Source organism: Chitinophaga fulva (assembly GCF_012927205.1).
GTDB lineage: Bacteria > Bacteroidota > Bacteroidia > Chitinophagales > Chitinophagaceae > Chitinophaga > Chitinophaga fulva.
Genome location: NZ_JABBGC010000004.1, coordinates 1,152,110 through 1,168,893, shown reverse-complemented (window position 1 = coordinate 1,168,893; position 16,784 = coordinate 1,152,110). Strand labels below are relative to the sequence as shown.

The window sequence follows — 16,784 nt, the reverse complement described above, 5'->3', positions numbered from 1 at the left end:
TTGTAAATGTACTTACCTCATTAATTCGACCCATCCTTTGTATTTCCTTACACCTTGTTCGGTGCGCAGTTCCAGTATGTAATAATAAGTGCCTTCGCTCAGGCCATAGCCATTCCACTTGTTATCGTAGTTCTTGCTCTGGTATACCTGGTTGCCCCAGCGGTTGTAGATGTAGAGCGCTGATCCAGGGAATTTGCTCAGTCCCGGTATGAAGAAATTATCATTCTTACCATCACCATTAGGCGTTACCACGTTCGGAATGAAGATATCTTCCCCTGTCACTTTTATCGGGCCTATTACCGATGTATTGTCGCTGATATCGGGGTCTTTCTCATTACCGCTGATGGTGGCCGTATTGGCGATATCATCTGCGCTCATCAGTTTCACCGTGAAAGTAAGTGTAGCGCTGGCGCCGGCAGCCAGTTCCGGTATCTGCCAGTTGATAGTGGCAGCAGCGATATCGTAAGTCGCCGTACCCGCTGTGGCATTGAGCGTGAGCGGTCTGCCCAGCATACTTTGCAGGCGGTCCTGTACCACTACGCCGGTAGCCTTATTGGGCCCGTTGTTGGTAGCCGTGATGGTGAACGTCAATGTATTATTAACACTGAACGGCGGTGTGCTGGTCAGCTGTTTCACCACTTTGAGGTTAGTGAATTTCTCTGTGTTGATGGTAACGATGGCCGTATCCGGGATGCTCACGTCCGGCGGGCCAGTCACTACGGCGATGTTACGCACATTGCCTGTACCGGTGATCGTTACATCATAGCTCCAGCTGCGTGTTTCGCCCGCTCCCAGCAGTCCGGCGTTCCATTGCAGCACACGGGTGGTGCTGTTATAAACGATGTTGCCGGAAGGCGGGTTGCTATACACCGGATCACTGACCAGACCGGCAGGCGGCAGGGTATCCAGTACCACGACAGGGTTTACGCCGGCAGTGCCGGTATTGCTGATACGCAGCGTGTAACTGATCACCTGGCCGATGCTGTAAGGACCACTGGCCGGGTTCACGGATTTCACGATGTCCAGCTTGGATTTGGCCCGGATAAAGGTAGTGGCCGTGCTGCTGTTGTTGGTGCTGTCCAGGTCTGTTATGCCGGCAGGGGTATTCACCACGGCCGTATTTTGTATGCTGCCTGGTGTTGCGGCGGTGGCGGTCACCTGCAATACTACTTTAGCGCCGGTCGGGAAAGTGCCCAGTGTAGCATTCACAGTATTGCCATTCACCGCTGCCTGTATATTGGCTGCGCCGCCAGACATGGAAAGTACGGTCACTGCCGGTTGCGTTAAGGCGGCAGGCAGTATATCCGTTACCGTTGCATTGTCAGCGTTAGATGGGCCATTATTACTGATGGTCAACTGATAGACCGTTTGACTGCCGGTAAACACTTCCATCGGGCCTGTTTTCACCATGGTCAGATCGGTAGCGCTGCCGATGGTGCTCACCACGGTGTTGGAAGGAACATCCTTGCCGCCCATATCATTGAGGATGGCGTGTGCTGTGTTGCTGATGCTGCCGGAAGGCGCATTCTGTGCCACGGTGCCTTTCACCTGGATGGTCAGTCCGCTGGTATCTGCTGCCGGCATGTTCGCATTTACTTTCACATTATTGCCGCTGCCGGTAGCACCGCTGTTGATAACGGTGCTGCGGAATGGCGCTGCGCTCCAGGTAACATTGGTCAGCACAGACGGTACCAGGTCGGTGATATCCACATTGATGGCATCACTCGGACCACTATTGATCACGCTGATAACGTAGGTCACCTGATCGCCGCGTATCATCGTAGCCGGACCGGTTTTACTGATCCTCACGGCCGACTGGGTCACCAGCTGGGTGGTAGCCGTAGCGGATTCCGGTGTGGTACCGGTTTCAGCAGGCGTCACCGTGGCGGTATTTACAATAGTACCGCTGGCATTAGCCGCTACGTTGCCGGTAACGGTAATGACTATACTGTTTCCGCTACCGGCCGGCATATCACCAGTCAGCGTGATGTTATTGCCGGTACCGGATGTCGGGCTCTTGATCACGGCGGTGCCGTTGGTCACCGCTTTCCAGCTTACCTGCGTAAGCGTGGCCGGCACCACATCTGCCACGGTGAAGTTCACCGCATTGCTCAGGCCACTGTTGTTTACCAATATCGTGTAGTTTATCGGTTGACCGGCAGTGGCGGTAGCCGGACCATCTTTCTGGATATGCAGTTTAGGCATGGCCGTTACCACGGTCTGCACCAGTGCTGACGTATCCGGCAGGGCGCCGGTTTCGGCAGGTGTAATGATCGCGGTGTTATTCAGCGTATCGCGGAAAGCAGGATTCACCGTGCCATTCACCGTCACCGTTACACTGTTGGATGCGCCCGGCGGAATGTTCACCGTCAGGCTCACCAGGTTGCCGGTACCGGTAGCTGCGCCAACGATCTGCGCATTGCCTGCTGCCACCGCGCTCCAGCTCACGTTATTGACTGCCGCAGGCACCGCGTCGAGGATATTGGCGTTGGTAGCCATGCTCGGCCCATCGTTTTTCGCAATCAGTGTATACGTGATCGTTTGACCCGATTGTAAAGATGCCGGTCCGGATTTGGTGATCTGTACAGATGGTTTCAACACTACGACTGTCTCCACTTCAGATGAATCCGGTTCATTGCCTGGTTCTGCCGGTGTCACAATACCGGTATTGACAATCTCACCGGAGAAAGTAGAATCTACCTTGCCTTGTATCATCAGCCGGAGAATACCGCCAGCCGGGATATTGGCTATCGCCTGTACATTGTTGCCCGTGCCGGTGGCGCCGCTGGTGACAGTCGTACCAGGACTGGTGGACTGCACAGACCAGCTCACCTGTTTCACCATAGCAGGCACCTGATCGCTGATAACCGCCTGGGTGGCGTTGCTCAGGCCTTTATTGGTGATTTCCAGCCAGTAGTTGATCATTTCGCCGGCGTTCAGTGCCTGCGGGCCGCTCTTACTGATGGTCAATTCAGGATGTTGTTCTACCACTGTGATCACCGGTGGTGTTACCGCCGTAGGTGTCTGCGGGTCCGGAGAAGTAACGGTGGCGGTGTTGCTGATAGTATTGGTAGCATCAGCGCTCACGGTGCCGGTGATCATGATGGTCACCGCAGCGCTGTCGTTGGCCGGGATATCGGCTGTCACGCTGATCTGGTTGTTGCTGCCAGTACCGCCGGCAGTCACACTAGCATTGCCGGTGGTGCTGGTGGTCCAGGTCACGCCGGTGATGCGGGAGTCGATGGTATCGGTAATATGCAGGCCGCGTGCGAACGCAGGACCGTTATTCGTTACGGTGATCAGATAACTGATCTTGTCACCGGCTGTGATAGTGGCCGGACCGCTCTTACGGATCTGCACATCTGATTGTTTCGTTACAACGGTGTTCACCTGGTCATTTACGGTTGGTGATTCGCTGCTGCTGGCCGTGGCCACGTTCAGCACATTGCCGGAGAAATCATCATTCAGTGTGCCCGTGATCGTGATCGCCACGCTGTTGCCCGCGCCACCAGGAATATTGGCCGTAGTGGCCACATTATTGCCGGTGCCGCTGTAAGGGCCGGTGATAGAGGCAGCACCTGTTACCACGGCCTGCCAGCTCACTCCCTGCACGATGGCGGGCACCGCATCAGCGATGTTCACACCACTGGCATCAGATGGGCCACTATTGGTGACTACCACCTGATAGGTGATGGTATTGCCAGCCTGCGCCTGTACAGGGCCGCTCTTACGGATCTGTAAACCAGTATTGCGGCCTACCGTGGTAGTGACCGTGCTGGTATTATTGGCCGGGTTATAATCGGTCACGCCATTGACAGCCACATTGGCGGTATTGGTAATACTGCCGCTGGTAGCGCTACCGCTGACAGTACCACTGATATATACCGTGATGTAATTGCTGCTGCCGGCGGACAGTTTACCGGGGATGATGATATTGCTGCCGGCGCTGTCTATTTCCTGCGCGCCGATGACCTCACCGGTGCCGGTCACCACTGCTTTCCAGGTGACGTTGGTGATGACAGCCGGTACCTGGTCAGTGATGACGAGGGACTGCACATTCACCGGGCCGGCATTGAATATCTGCAGGGTATAGTTCACTGTCTCGCCTGCAATCACCTGTTGCGGGCCACTCTTCACAATGCTCACATCGGTGGACTGGTTGACGGTAGTGGTAATGGAGCTTGTTTTATTAGCGCCTGCTACTACTACCGCTGTATTGGTGAAGGAAGTATTGGATGTTGGGTTGACTACGCCGTTCACCAAAATGACGATCATGTTACCGCTTCCCACAGGGATATCAGCAGTGGTGCTAATGGTATTGTTATTACCGGAGGTAGCCCCTGTTACGGTGGCCGTGCCGGTGGCAGCGGCGCCCCATGAGGTAACGGTCACATCTGACGGCACCTGGTCGGTGATCTGGGCATTGGTGATATTGCCGGAGCCGCCGTTGGTCACCACGATGCGGTAGTGGATAGAATCACCCACACTCACCACGGCCGGGCCGGTTTTGGCGATACGCACCACCGGATCATTGTCCGCCACGATTGTTACCGTGCTGGTATTGTCCGCCAGGTTCGGGTCTGTAATCGGGCTGCCGGCTGGCAGTGATACCGTGCCGGTATTGGTGATAGATGTACCATTCGCAACAGCCGGATCGAGTCTGCCCGTTATCGTTACCTGCAGGATACCGTTGCCTGCCGGCAGATCAGCGGTCACATTCACATCACCGTTGCCGCTGGCAGGTGAGATATTGGCCACGCCACCGGTGCCGGTCACCACCCAGGCACTGTTGAGCAGGGATGCCGGCAGTGCGTCCTGGATACGGGCGCCCTGCACATTAGACGGTCCATCATTTTGCACCAGCAAAGTGTATTGCATTGGTTCACCCGCACCCTGGTTAGCAGGGCCGCTCTTCACGATACGCAGATTGGCTACCCGGTTAATGGTCGTTACCACAGAGGCGGTATCACCCACCGGTGTGGCAAATGATGGATCATTCAATGCTATGGCCACATTGGTAATGTTCGGCAAAGCATAATCAGGGTCCACCTTACCATTTACCTGTACGATGATTTTAGCACCTGTTGTAACCGGGATGTTGCCGGTTACCAGTACATCCTGTGTACCGGAAGCCGCAGAAGTAAGGCTGGCGCCGCCGGATGCGGTGGCTGTCCAGGTGGCATTCAGTATGCCCGCAGGAATGGCATCTTTAATGGTGATGTTATTCGCATCACTCGGACCATTATTGAGCACTTCCAGCGTATAGGCGATGCTGTTACCTGCCGTAGTAGCAGCAGGGCCGGTTTTATGGATTTTCAGTTTCGCTTTGCGACTGATATTGGTGGACACATTGGAACTCACCGGCGGCACATTAGGCTCAGCAGGCGTAGCCGTGGCGGTATTGGTGATCACTCCCGCAAAGTCGGTCTGCACCCTGCCTGCGATGAGGATGGTCACGCTATTGCCGCTGCCTGCCGGTATATCCGCTACTACGTTCAGCTGATTACCGGTACCGGTAGCACCGCTGGTAACAACGGCCGTACCATTGGCGGTGGCCGTCCACGTAGGATTAAGTATCATAGCCGGGATGGCGTCTGTGATCACGGTTGCCCGTGCATCACTCGGACCGGCGTTTTCCACTTTTACACCATAGATGATATACTCACCTGCGCTCCAGTTGGCCGGTGCATTTTTCTGAATAATGAGCCGCGGCCGCTGGCTGATCACCGTCGTAATGGTATCGGAAGCCACAGGCGGCAAACCGGATACTTTAGGATCTGCGGTCGCCACGTTTTTAATGGTGCCTGCGAGCGTCGCAGCAGGGATGGTACCCATTACAACGATATTCACCGTACCGGTTGTTACCGGGATATTGGCTGTCACCTGGAGGCTGTTGCCCGTGCCGGTGGCGCCGGACAGGATAGCCGCCCCACCGGCAGCGGTAGCATTCCAGCTAACGTTGGTCAGCAGCGCCGGCAGCTGATCAGCGATCACCGCGCTGAGTGCATTGGAAGGACCGGTATTGGTTACGGTCAACAGATAACGCACATTTTCACCGGCGTTGGCGGTAGCCGGACCGGTTTTCACCACATGCAGGGATGGCTGCTGCGCGACAGTAGTCACCACCGGCCCGGATACGGCCGGCTGGGCGCCTGTTTCGGAAGGCTGTGCACTCGCTACGTTGGTGAAGCTACCGGAGAAAGAAGGATCAACAATACCGGTGATCGTCACCAGTACGCTGCTGTTTCCGCCGCCGGGGATATTGGCATTCACCTGTACCGTATTGCCGGTACCGGTGCCGCCACTGTTGATCACAGCGCTGCCACCGGCGGTGGCTGTCCAGGTGGTCTGTGTCACCGCTGTTGGTACAATATCTTCAATCGCCAGATTATCCGCATTGGAGACACTGGTATTGGTGACCATCACGGAGTAGGTAATACGGTCACCTGCACTGAGAGAAGCCGGACCAGCCTTGGTTACCCGAATGGCTGGAAGCTTTTTCACCACCACCGTCTGTGTAGCCGTTACCGGTGGTACCGGTTCAGACGGCGTGGCCGTTGCATGGTTGACAATACTACCGGAGAAGCCCGGATCTGTTTTGCCGGTTACGGTGATCACCAGCTGATTGGCGCTGCCGGAGGGGATATTGCCGGTCACCTGTACATTGTTGCCCGTACCTGTGCCGCCGGCAGTAATAGTAGCAAGTCCCTGCGCCCTGGCCGACCATTGCACGCCACTCAGCGCAGCAGGGACGACGTCGGTCACCACCAGGTTCAGCGCATCGGAAGCGCCGGTATTGCCTACAATAATCGTATATGTCACACTGTCGCCGGCCAGTACGCCGTCAACCGCGGATTTGGTAATGGTGATCTGCGGCAGCCGTTTAACCACCGTTTGTTTGGTGGCGGTATCGCCGGTGCTGCCGGCTTCGGAAGGCACTACGATGGCCCTGTTGGTCAATGTGCCGGAGAAAGCAGGGTCCAGTTTACCACTAACGGTGATCACTATATTATTCCCACTGCCCGCGGCGATATCGCCACTGAGGGCGATGTTGTTGCCGCTGCCATTAACACCACTGGCGATAGTAGCATTACCATTGGCCACGGCAGTCCAGGTCACCTGTTGCAGGGTTGCCGGAACTGCATCTGTGATCTGCATGTTACGGGCATTGCTGGGGCCATTATTGCCTACTGTAATAATATAGGACACCGAACTACCGGCGGTAGCGGTATCCGGGCCGCTTTTGCTGATGGCCAGCGCCGCCTGGGGGTTTACCGTGGTGATCACCTCATTGGAAGTCACCGGCGGGAAGCCTGGTTCAGACGGTGTTACCGCCGCGGTGTTGTGAATAGGGTTGTAGGTAGGTGGTAAAATGGTCGCATTAATAATAATCCGGATAGTGGCTTCCGCCGCCATGCTGGCGGTCACGCTCAACTGGTTACCGGTGCCGGTGGCGCCGCTGGTGATATTGGCCGTGCCGCTTACCACGCTGGTGGTCCAGGTCACATTGTACAGCGAAGCGGGGACCATATCACTGATCGTGGTGGCGGTGGAATTGGAAGGTCCTTCGTTTTTCACATTGATGGTGTAGGAGATCTGCCCACCTGGAACGGCTGTCGCCGGACCATTTTTCACGATCGTGAATTTCACGGCTTTCTGCACGGTGGCCACATCGGTATCTGATACCGACGGCACACCGGGTTCAGCAGGTTTAGCAGTGGCCGTGTTGGAGAGAGTGCCGGAATAGTCGGCGCTGATAACACCGGAAACACGGATGGTGATAATATTGGAAGAACCCGCAGGGATGTTGCCGGTTACGTTTATCTGGTTACCGGTGCCGGAGCTGCCCGCTGTTACGGCGGCGCTGCCTTGTGCCGTGGCAGTCCAGGTCACCTGTTGCACGGCGGCGGGTACAGCGTCGGTAATAACAGTGCCTACCGCATCACTCGGACCGTTATTGATCAGCGTGATCACATACTGCACAGGTGTACCGGCGATGGCTATCACCGGCGTAGTGCGGCTCTTGTCTATCACCAGGCCGGGGGTGCTGCTGATAATGGTGTTGGTAGTATTGGACGTAAAATTACCGACCGTTGTTTCAGTAGGCGTAACAGTAGCCACGTTGTCGATGCTGCCGGTGGCACTGGCATTCACGGTGCCGGTTACACTGATATATACCTTGCCGGTATCGGCAGGCGTTTCACCACCGGGATAATCCGCTACGATGCGCAGGTTATTGCCGGTACCGGAGGCGCCGGAAGTGATGGTCACTTTACCGGTGGCAGTGGCGGTCCAGCTTACGTTAGACAGTTTGGAAGAAATCACGTCTGTCAGCACGGCGGCGCGGGCATCTCCCAGTCCACTGTTGCGGGCAATGATACCGAAGCGGATGGATTCTCCGGCAACGGCCATGGCAGGGGCGCTTTTCACCACTTCAAAGTAAGGCCTGCGTACTACCGTCACCGTTACTGTGGCGGTGGCGCCATCAGGGTCGGGCACTACCGGTGATACGGCCGTTACGGTATTGGTCAGGTCCCCGTCAAAAGATGAGTTGATCTTTCCGGATACGGTGATGGTGATGGTAGCATTGCCGGTGGGGATGTCTGCCGTCACATCAATATTGGTATTGGTGCTGTTGTTCTGTGTGATCTGTGCCGCGCCGGTGTTCGTCACGCTAACATTGCTGGCCGTAAACCCGGCGGGCAGCGGGTCTGTGATCTTCACGCCGGTGGCGTTGCTCGGACCGGCGTTGGTGATCACCATACGATATACGAGGGGCTGGCCGGCGATATAAGGGCCTTGCTCCAGTATTTCTTTCGTGGCCCTGATGTCAGCACGACTAACATAGGTAATCGTTACCTGGTCCGGCAGTGGCGGACATACGTTGTTGGTAATCGTCCACGCCAATGTGGCGCTGGTATTGGGAAGTATGGTAATGATCGTATGTGGATCAGTAGGATCTGCAATCACCGGGTTGCCGCTGATGACCACCCATTTACCAGTACCTACAGACGGCGTATTGGCCTGCATATGGAAGATACCGGAATTGTACTGGGTGGAGTCAGGCCCGGCATCCGGCAGGGTGGTATTGCCGTATTCCGTTACCTGCAAATCTGCATATGACGGCGGACAAGCGCCACTGGTGATGGTCCAGCGGAACGTGTAAGTGCCGGTCACTAGTCCGGATACATTGGCGTTAGGCAGCTGACGGTTGTCAAACGTGGCGATGTTGGGGCCGCTCACCTGCGTCCAGGTACCGGTGCCGTTGACAGGAGTATTACCGGTAAGCGTGGTATTGCCGGTACCGCACAGCTGTTGATTAGGTCCTACAGCAGCCGTGGTGGGCGCAGGGCTGATCACCAGCGTAACCGGATAGGATGCCGAACAACCACTGGCCTGATGCCTGAAGGTAACGGTAAAATGATACGTCCCCGGCGCCACATTGGAAGGGACCACCACATTGATCGGGGAGCCACCCAAAGCGGCGTTGGTCACGGGGTTAAAGCCGGGCATGTCCGCAGACGTGACACTAAAAGTATTGGCGTTGCCGGAAGTTACGGTATAGGGTATACTGAACAAAGCAGTACCCTGGCATACCGGGTTGACCGTACCGATGTTGACGGTGATATTGGGATTGACGATCACCCGGAACGCATTGGAGGCGCCATCGCCGGAACATCCGCTCACGGTGGCGGTTACCCGGTAATAGCGGCTGGCGGTGAGCGCGCCGGTGTTCAGCGTAGCGCCGGTCTGGCCGGGCACGACGGTCCATCCGCTAACGCCATCGGCGCTGGTTTCCCATGTATAGGTGAAACCGGTGGCCGGCGTACCGGTACCGGCCTTAGGCATAATGTTGGCTGTCAGCGTACCACTGGTATTATAACAGATCGTGGAAGGCCCGCTGACACTGGCGGTATAATCGATCACTTTCAGTTCGGCTAGGTTAGACACCACACGACAACTGGCGTTGTTCATTTCAGCCATGCCACCTGCTGCCACCACACGGTATTCAAAACCTGCCCGGGCATTAGGCACGCTGAAAGTATACTGGTTGTTGCCCAGGTTGTTGATCACCCCACCATCGTTAGCCCAGGCGGTAGTGCCCAGCGCTCTTTTCTGGAGTTGGAAATAATAATTGGAATAACTTCCGGCAGGGAGGCTCACAGAGAAACCGCCGGTGCCGCCGGCACAAACCACGCCGGTGGTCTGGCCAAAAGATATTGGGGGGCCACAAGCTGCAAAGGCAATATCATCCAGGGCCAGGTCATTACCATTACTGTTGGGGGTATTGCTGAAAATACGAAGGATCACCGCGCTGGTAGTGGACGGCATCTGGAAAATGCCTGCCAGCCGCACCCAGGTACCGGGCGACTGGTACGCTACCAGCCCAGTAGACACCGATGCGATGGGCGCACCATTGGGATTATTGGCATCCACGATATCAAAACGCAGACTGGGCTGCGCTACGCCCCCACTGGGGTTGATGTTCATGATCCAGGCGGAGAACTCAAAGGTGGTGCCGGCACAAAGGCCGGTGATAGTGCGTTCATAAAACTTGTCGGGGGTGGCATTGGCATCCACCACCATACAAAATCCCCGGCCATCAGTACTGGTGTGGTCGAGCCGGTCCACGAAGTATATGTTGTTGTACCCCCGCGTGGTGTTACTGATGGTATACTGGCCGGGATAAGGGCCGGTAGGCCTTGAACCTACGCCGGGCGCGTAATAGGTATAGGTGGTAATCCCTGCCGGCAATGGGGGGCCCAGCGTTGGCTTGGTTGCCGTAGCCGCCTCGCCGAAGGTCTCTTTAAAAACCGGGTCACCTAAAGATCCGGTACATTGCTGAGCATTCACACGACTTGCTGCCAACAGCAACAGCAGCACACAACACCATTGTTTTACACGGAAAATAATACTCTGAACATTTACACAAATGGACAGCTTCTTTACCATAATAGCTGGGTTTGTACAATAAACTGGTTTCATTGCCGGAGAGTCCCAACATACCTATAGCTGGTGGGGATAATGGGTTTCGCGAGGTGGTAACCGGAGAAAAGAAATCCCGCGCATGCTCCATTGCATCCGATTTAGTATTGCTGCGCTATAATGCATGTCGGTCCTGAGAATTCGGGGATGATACCTGCCACTACATACATCGGCTTCACTGCAGTATCATTGCAAATACTACAACAGTAAAAAAGGGATTATGTTCAAAGAAGAAGATAAGTTTCCGGGCTATAACGATTATCCATCAACGTGGTAACCAGCTGGTTTGCGGTGGACAGGAACCTGTTCCGGAAGCTATCCCCGGGAAGCGGTTTCTGCTGTTAAAGCCCTCACCCGTTCAACATATTAGGCAGGGGCAACAAAACAAGATCATGATTAACCAGCTGTTTGATCAGCTGGAAGAGAGGCGGGTGTTCAGGGAGATACCGGCCAACTACTTACATTTTGTTGATAAAAAAGGTCAGGGGAAGATGTTTTCCCCTGACCTTTTGCTGTTATAGGCTGAACCCACCGTCGCAACGGAGGATGGTGCCGGTGGTATTGCTGTTGTGCATCAGAAAGAGCACCGCTTCCGCAATGTCGGTTGCGGCGGCCACTTTACCGGTAGGCAGTTGCGCAGCGTACGCGTTGAAGGTATCCGCCTTGGCATCTGCCGGCAGGAAGTCCCACCACGGCGTATCTACCACACCGGGAGAAACAGCGTTGATCCGTAAAGGTTGCAGTTCTTTTGCCAGCCCCGGGACCATCAGTTCGATGGCGCCGTTGATGGCCGCCAGTCCGGCCGTACCGGGACTTTTGGAGATAGCGCTGATGGCGGTGATCATGGTAACGCTGCCACCGGGGCGCATATAGGGCAGTGCCGCCTGTAAGGTTTGCAGCTGGGGCCAGAACTTGCCTTCAAAGCCGGCCCGCAGATCGTCCAGCGACAGGTCTTTGAACATACCGGCGCCTTTGGCCCCGCTCAGGGCGATCACCAGGTGATCGATACTATTTTGTGCAGCGAAGAACTGATCGAGGGCAGAACGGTCGTTGCCATCCACCACCGCGGTAGCCGCCACGGGCACGGCTTTGGCCGCCTCCTGCAAACGTCCGGCAGTACGTCCGGTGATGGTCACATGGGCTTTTTCAGCTGTCAGTAAAGCGGCGGTAGCCAGTCCGATGCCGGAAGAACCTCCGGCAATGATTACACGGGAATTTTCAAATGAAGCAGACATATCGGGTTTCTTTTATGCTGTAAAATTGGCGCATAAAAGGCGGAGCATCGTTAACCCAATGCTGCATTAAATTAACCGGATACGGCATTTTTCCGGAAAGCCAGTGGCGTAAGCCCTGTCTTCTCCTTAAAGAAGCGGTTAAAACCCGCAGGGTCGCTGAAATGCAGCTGATCGGATATGCCGGCAATGGTGATATCCGTATAACGCAGGGCCGCCTTGGCTTCCCGCACCAGCATATCTGTAATGGCTTCGGAGGCGGTATGACCGGTATGTTCCCGGATAGCCCTGTTCAGATGGTTGGGTGTTACGCCTAATATGGCAGCATAATCTGCCACTTTCCGTTTGGTGAGAAAATGTTCGCTGACCAACTTCCTGTAACGCGGCACGAGGTAAACAGGTTTGTCATCCCGTTCCGTGACACCAAAGCCCTGGCGCAGATAACTGCGCTTCAGCTCCAGCAACATCAGGTATAGGTACATGCGCACCGCTTTATCATGGCCAGGTTGATGCCGTTGCAGTTCTGCGTTCATCCGTGCTGCAAAATCAACCGTCATCTCCAGTTCAGCCGGTGACAGCTGCATAAACGGTACGCCTGCAAAGGCAAAAAAGGGGAACTCCACCGGGATACGGTCGGGGGAAATAATATCTTCCAGGAAGCCAGGTTCAAACAACAGGTAATAACCAAAGGCATCATCGCTCAGGCCCCGTTTACTGAATATCTGGCCCGGGAAAGTAAAGCTGATGGTGCCATTGCTGTGGGTAAAGTCTTCCAGTCCTAATTGTATTTCCGTGGTGCCGCGCACAGAGATGCTGATACGGTAATAGTCCGATTTCAGTGGCCCCATTTGCGCGCGCACGCCTTCGCTGGAATACAGTTCAAAGCCCTTTATCCGCGCAGCCGGGGCGAGGTTGTTGTATCCAAATGCGGAAGTATTGCCGGGCACGCGGTGCAGTTGCCGGGAATCTTCCAGTCCGTATTGCGGTATTTCTTTGCGGGAGGTGTTGGCAGGCATTTCCAGGTTATTTATACAGTGACCGGATAATATCGTCTATAGGCTCTTCTTTTCGGCGTTCGGCGAGCATTTTTTCGCGTTCTTTTACCAGCCGGGCGAAAGCCACCTCCACTTCTGCCAACGCATTTTTACCGTAACGTTCCGTCAGGATGTCGTCTAATTTAAGTTGTTTGCCTTCGGCCAACAGTGGCCTGCTGCGGTTATGTACCTGCCCCATGATACGGATAAGCGCCTGTTTGTCTTCTTCCTCCACATCATGGTAAAGAATATAGGACACTTTGAACAGGCTGCTGCCGCTTTTGTACAGCAGGGCGTTACCTTTCTCTGTGATGCTGATCAGTTTCGCCCTTTTATCGGCCGGATCATTTTTCTCCGTGATGAGGGCTCTCTTCTTCATCCTGTTAAGGATATCGATGCCGGTGGACTGCTCCATCATACAGAGACTGATAATATCCGTTTTCCTTGCTTCTTTTTTGTACTTGATCACATTCAACAAATAAAACCATTCCAGTTCGATGTCCGGCCATTCTTTCATCATCATTTTAGCGTAGATGGTGTGCATGCCGCTCATTCTGCCGATCAGTTCCGAAATGAGGCCATCCATGTCCGGCGCCGGGGTTTCCACGGATTTGTCCTTTTTTTTCTTTGTCTGCTTCCGCAGGTATTGAGCGCAAAAGTCCGCCACGGCAGGCTTATCAGCCTGACCGGCATATGCGTCCCATGCTGTGATCAGTTCCACTAAAGGAGTCATCTTTAGAAATATTTTATTGAAAAAGTACTTATTTTAAAATAAAACGATTTCGTTATAATTAAAAACGATTTCGTTGTTTTTACCGGAAAAATGTTCTTTCTTTGTAAAGGTAAAGAACGGAACCGTAATAAATCAGGTTATGCAAATACTACTCGAACAATTGATGTCCGACTGTCAGGCGGCGCCGGTACAGGCTATGCCCGCACTCACCGATCTGGCGGCGTTATTGGAAAGACATGCTTTGAATAAGTATGAAGACCCCACCGGGTCAGAGAAGCTGGCGCACAGGCCCGATCTGGCCGCCCTCCGGTTGACAACCGCAGAGATGACCAGTCTCAAACATTTGCTGTTTTTTCTGTTGATGAATTACCCCGACAGGGCTGCCGCAACAGCACGTTGCCTGAAGAAATGCTACGACCCGGCGCTAACAACCGGTCTGTGTCAGGCGATAGCGCTCTACTGGCAGCAGGACGATGCCGCCACCTTACAGCTCACAGATGCCATCACACAATCGCAGGGGTTTGACCAGTTCAGCGAAATGGTGCTCAGCTGGTTTAAAAAACTGTCAGTGGAAGGGTTACCGGAAACCCGGAAAGGCATGACGCAAAAATTCGCTTATTACCGTAAATTCTATAATGCACAACTTTAGTATCCTCACCGTCATCATCAGTATGGCGGAATTACCAGCCCTGCTCGTCGCCGATCTGCTAACGGAAACCGTTCAGCTGCTGCGGGAGCTTACATCAAGCATTTGGGAATTTTGATATTTTGTTATTTAGTTATTTAGTGGGTGCTCTATGAAGAGAGAACCTATTATTAATAGGCATCGCCCCAATAAGTAAATAACCAAATATCAAAATAACCAAATGATTTACGCGGCCAGCAGGCATAGTACACACAATACGATGCACAACGGCGTAAAAAGAAGCGTATCCTTGCGGGCAAACGGCGTTGTTTTTACCTTGCGGAAGAGACCTACGTATTTAAAGTCCCCGATTGACCGCAGCGCAAAAATAGCAGCGATGCCCCTGGAGGTCCAGATCACCACCTGGCGGCCTACCAGGTTATCAAAAACGCCCGTATTGGCTGTCAGCACCAGCGCAAAAAACAGCAATCCGAGCGCCACAACAAAAGTACCCGCAGCACCGGGGTTTAACATCGGTTCACCGGCGGTATTGACCGGCACCACCTTGCCCACGCCCCATTGGCCACCAAAAGCCCAATAAAAATGTATAGCGGAGAGAATCACAAAAATAGTGGCCGCCACCACAGCAGGTAGTAACATACGACAGGATTATATCTACAAATGTAGGTATTGCAGCTACACGCCCAACTGATAAATATCAGGATATTTTATTTATTTTGTCAGCAGGTAATGTAGCCCGCCGAAACACAAGCTCATGCCGATCAGGTATACTACGTTTAGCCGGTACCGTATCAGCAGGAAGAGTGACAGCAACATCCAGCATAAAGCTGTATAATCCAGGTTACCGAAAGTCACCCCGCTGGGAAACAACACATCTTTCCCAAGAAAGAGCGTCAGGTTCAGGATAACACCTGTCACCGCAGCGGTCACAAATCCCAGCACCCCGGCAATCGATTTGTTCTCCTGCGTTTTCCCGATCAGCGGCGCGCCGGCGAAAATGAACAGGAAACAGGGCAGGAAAGTATAAAATGTGGTGGTCAGCAATCCGAGGGTGCCCATCCACAACGAACCGCCAAAATGATTGTACCCGGCCATAAAACCTACATAGGACAATACAATGATCAGCGGTCCCGGCGTGGTTTCCGCTAGAGCGAAACCATCAATCATCTGCATATTGCTTAGCCAGTTGAGTTTCCCCACACTGAACTGCGCCACATAAGGCAACACCGTATAAGAGCCACCTACCGTCACAAAAGCCGTTTGTGTAAAGAACAACACCATGCCCTTCCAGAACCGGAAATCTTCCGCCAGCCAGAAAAAGAGCGCAAAAGGCAATACCCACAACAAGAGCGCAATGCCTACCTGTTTGCCAAGACGCAGCATCGCATTTCCTCCGGCCGGTGACTTCGTATATTTATTGAGGTAGTACCCCTGTTCCTCTGCTGCCATCGCTTCCTCCTGATGGACGTCCTTTTCCACCAGCGAAGGCCATACATACCGCAGCAGCACCGCGATGCCGATAGTACCGGCAATAATCACCAGCAAGGACAAATTGAACCAAAAGATGCTCACAAAAGCCGCAGCAGCCAGCACATAATGCAGCGGCGTATGCAACGCCTTCTGCCCCACTCTTATCATGGCCAGGATAATAATAGCTACCACCGCAGGTTTCAGGCCATTAAACATGGCGTAAATCCAGGGCACATTCCCATACAATACATACATCATGCTTAAACCCAGCAGGATAAACATGGAAGGCAACACAAACAATATTCCCGCGGCCAGTCCCCCTTTTTTACCGTGCAGCTGCCAGCCCACATAGGTGGCCAGTTGCTGCGCCTCCGGTCCGGGCAATATCATACAATGATTAAGCGCATGCAGAAAGCGGCTGTTACTAATCCACTTCTTACGGTCCACCAGGTATTCATGCATAATCGCAATATGCCCCGCCGTACCGCCAAAACTGATCCATCCCAGTTTAAACCAGAACCGTAGCGCTTCCCCGAAAGAAGGCCGCTGTTGTTGATTGTTCACATTCATATCTCTTGCATCGTTTTTTCCAATGGTACCCCAAAAAATCCCCTGCACCTGCTATTAACAGATGTTGTGGAAACTATCCATATGATGTTACAGAATATTGAGAATCATGCTGT

General features: G+C 53.9%; 7 protein-coding genes. 1 reads left to right on the top strand and 6 read right to left on the bottom strand.

The window, feature by feature from the left end:
• Positions 1 to 12 precede the first annotated feature (12 nt).
• The 4 genes from HHL17_RS33135 to HHL17_RS33120 all read right to left on the bottom strand — a co-directional run bounded on the left by HHL17_RS33135 (position 13) and on the right by HHL17_RS33120 (position 13,985).
• Positions 13 to 10,953 (bottom strand): T9SS type B sorting domain-containing protein, encoded by a 10,941-nt coding sequence (locus HHL17_RS33135; RefSeq protein WP_169229077.1) that lies wholly within the window; start codon positions 10,951 to 10,953, stop codon positions 13 to 15.
• 548 nt (positions 10,954 to 11,501) lie between these two features.
• Positions 11,502 to 12,221 (bottom strand): SDR family oxidoreductase, encoded by a 720-nt coding sequence (locus HHL17_RS33130; RefSeq protein WP_169229076.1) that lies wholly within the window; start codon positions 12,219 to 12,221, stop codon positions 11,502 to 11,504.
• 71 nt (positions 12,222 to 12,292) lie between these two features.
• Positions 12,293 to 13,234, bottom strand: a complete 942-nt coding sequence (locus tag HHL17_RS33125; protein ID WP_169229075.1) for a helix-turn-helix domain-containing protein — start codon at positions 13,232 to 13,234, stop codon at positions 12,293 to 12,295.
• Between the two features lie 7 nt (positions 13,235 to 13,241).
• On the bottom strand, positions 13,242 to 13,985 hold the full coding sequence (locus HHL17_RS33120) for a MarR family winged helix-turn-helix transcriptional regulator (RefSeq protein WP_169229074.1): 744 nt from the start codon (positions 13,983 to 13,985) through the stop codon (positions 13,242 to 13,244).
• A gap of 139 nt (positions 13,986 to 14,124) precedes the next feature.
• On the opposite strand from HHL17_RS33120, the gene HHL17_RS33115 reads away from it, so the two are divergent.
• Positions 14,125 to 14,634 (top strand): hypothetical protein, encoded by a 510-nt coding sequence (locus HHL17_RS33115; RefSeq protein ID WP_169229073.1) that lies wholly within the window; start codon positions 14,125 to 14,127, stop codon positions 14,632 to 14,634.
• 222 nt (positions 14,635 to 14,856) lie between these two features.
• Here the strand turns inward: HHL17_RS33115 and HHL17_RS33110 are convergent, their stop codons facing one another.
• Both HHL17_RS33110 and chrA read right to left on the bottom strand, forming a co-directional pair.
• Positions 14,857 to 15,270 (bottom strand): DUF3995 domain-containing protein, encoded by a 414-nt coding sequence (locus HHL17_RS33110; protein WP_169229072.1) that lies wholly within the window; start codon positions 15,268 to 15,270, stop codon positions 14,857 to 14,859.
• 72 nt (positions 15,271 to 15,342) lie between these two features.
• Positions 15,343 to 16,671 carry a chromate efflux transporter gene (chrA, locus tag HHL17_RS33105; RefSeq protein WP_169229071.1) on the bottom strand — a complete coding sequence of 443 codons (1,329 nt, stop codon included), beginning with the start codon at positions 16,669 to 16,671 and terminating at the stop codon, positions 15,343 to 15,345.
• Between the last annotated feature and the right edge of the window lie 113 nt (positions 16,672 to 16,784).

Coding starts and splice junctions, on each gene's coding strand:
- HHL17_RS33135 (WP_169229077.1), bottom strand. CDS start 10,953: ATGGTAAAGAAGCTGTCCATTTGTGTAAATGTTCAGAGTATTATTTTC.
- HHL17_RS33130 (WP_169229076.1), bottom strand. CDS start 12,221: ATGTCTGCTTCATTTGAAAATTCCCGTGTAATCATTGCCGGAGGTTCT.
- HHL17_RS33125 (WP_169229075.1), bottom strand. CDS start 13,234: ATGCCTGCCAACACCTCCCGCAAAGAAATACCGCAATACGGACTGGAA.
- HHL17_RS33120 (WP_169229074.1), bottom strand. CDS start 13,985: ATGACTCCTTTAGTGGAACTGATCACAGCATGGGACGCATATGCCGGT.
- HHL17_RS33115 (WP_169229073.1), top strand. CDS start 14,125: ATGCAAATACTACTCGAACAATTGATGTCCGACTGTCAGGCGGCGCCG.
- HHL17_RS33110 (WP_169229072.1), bottom strand. CDS start 15,270: ATGTTACTACCTGCTGTGGTGGCGGCCACTATTTTTGTGATTCTCTCC.
- chrA (WP_169229071.1), bottom strand. CDS start 16,671: ATGAATGTGAACAATCAACAACAGCGGCCTTCTTTCGGGGAAGCGCTA.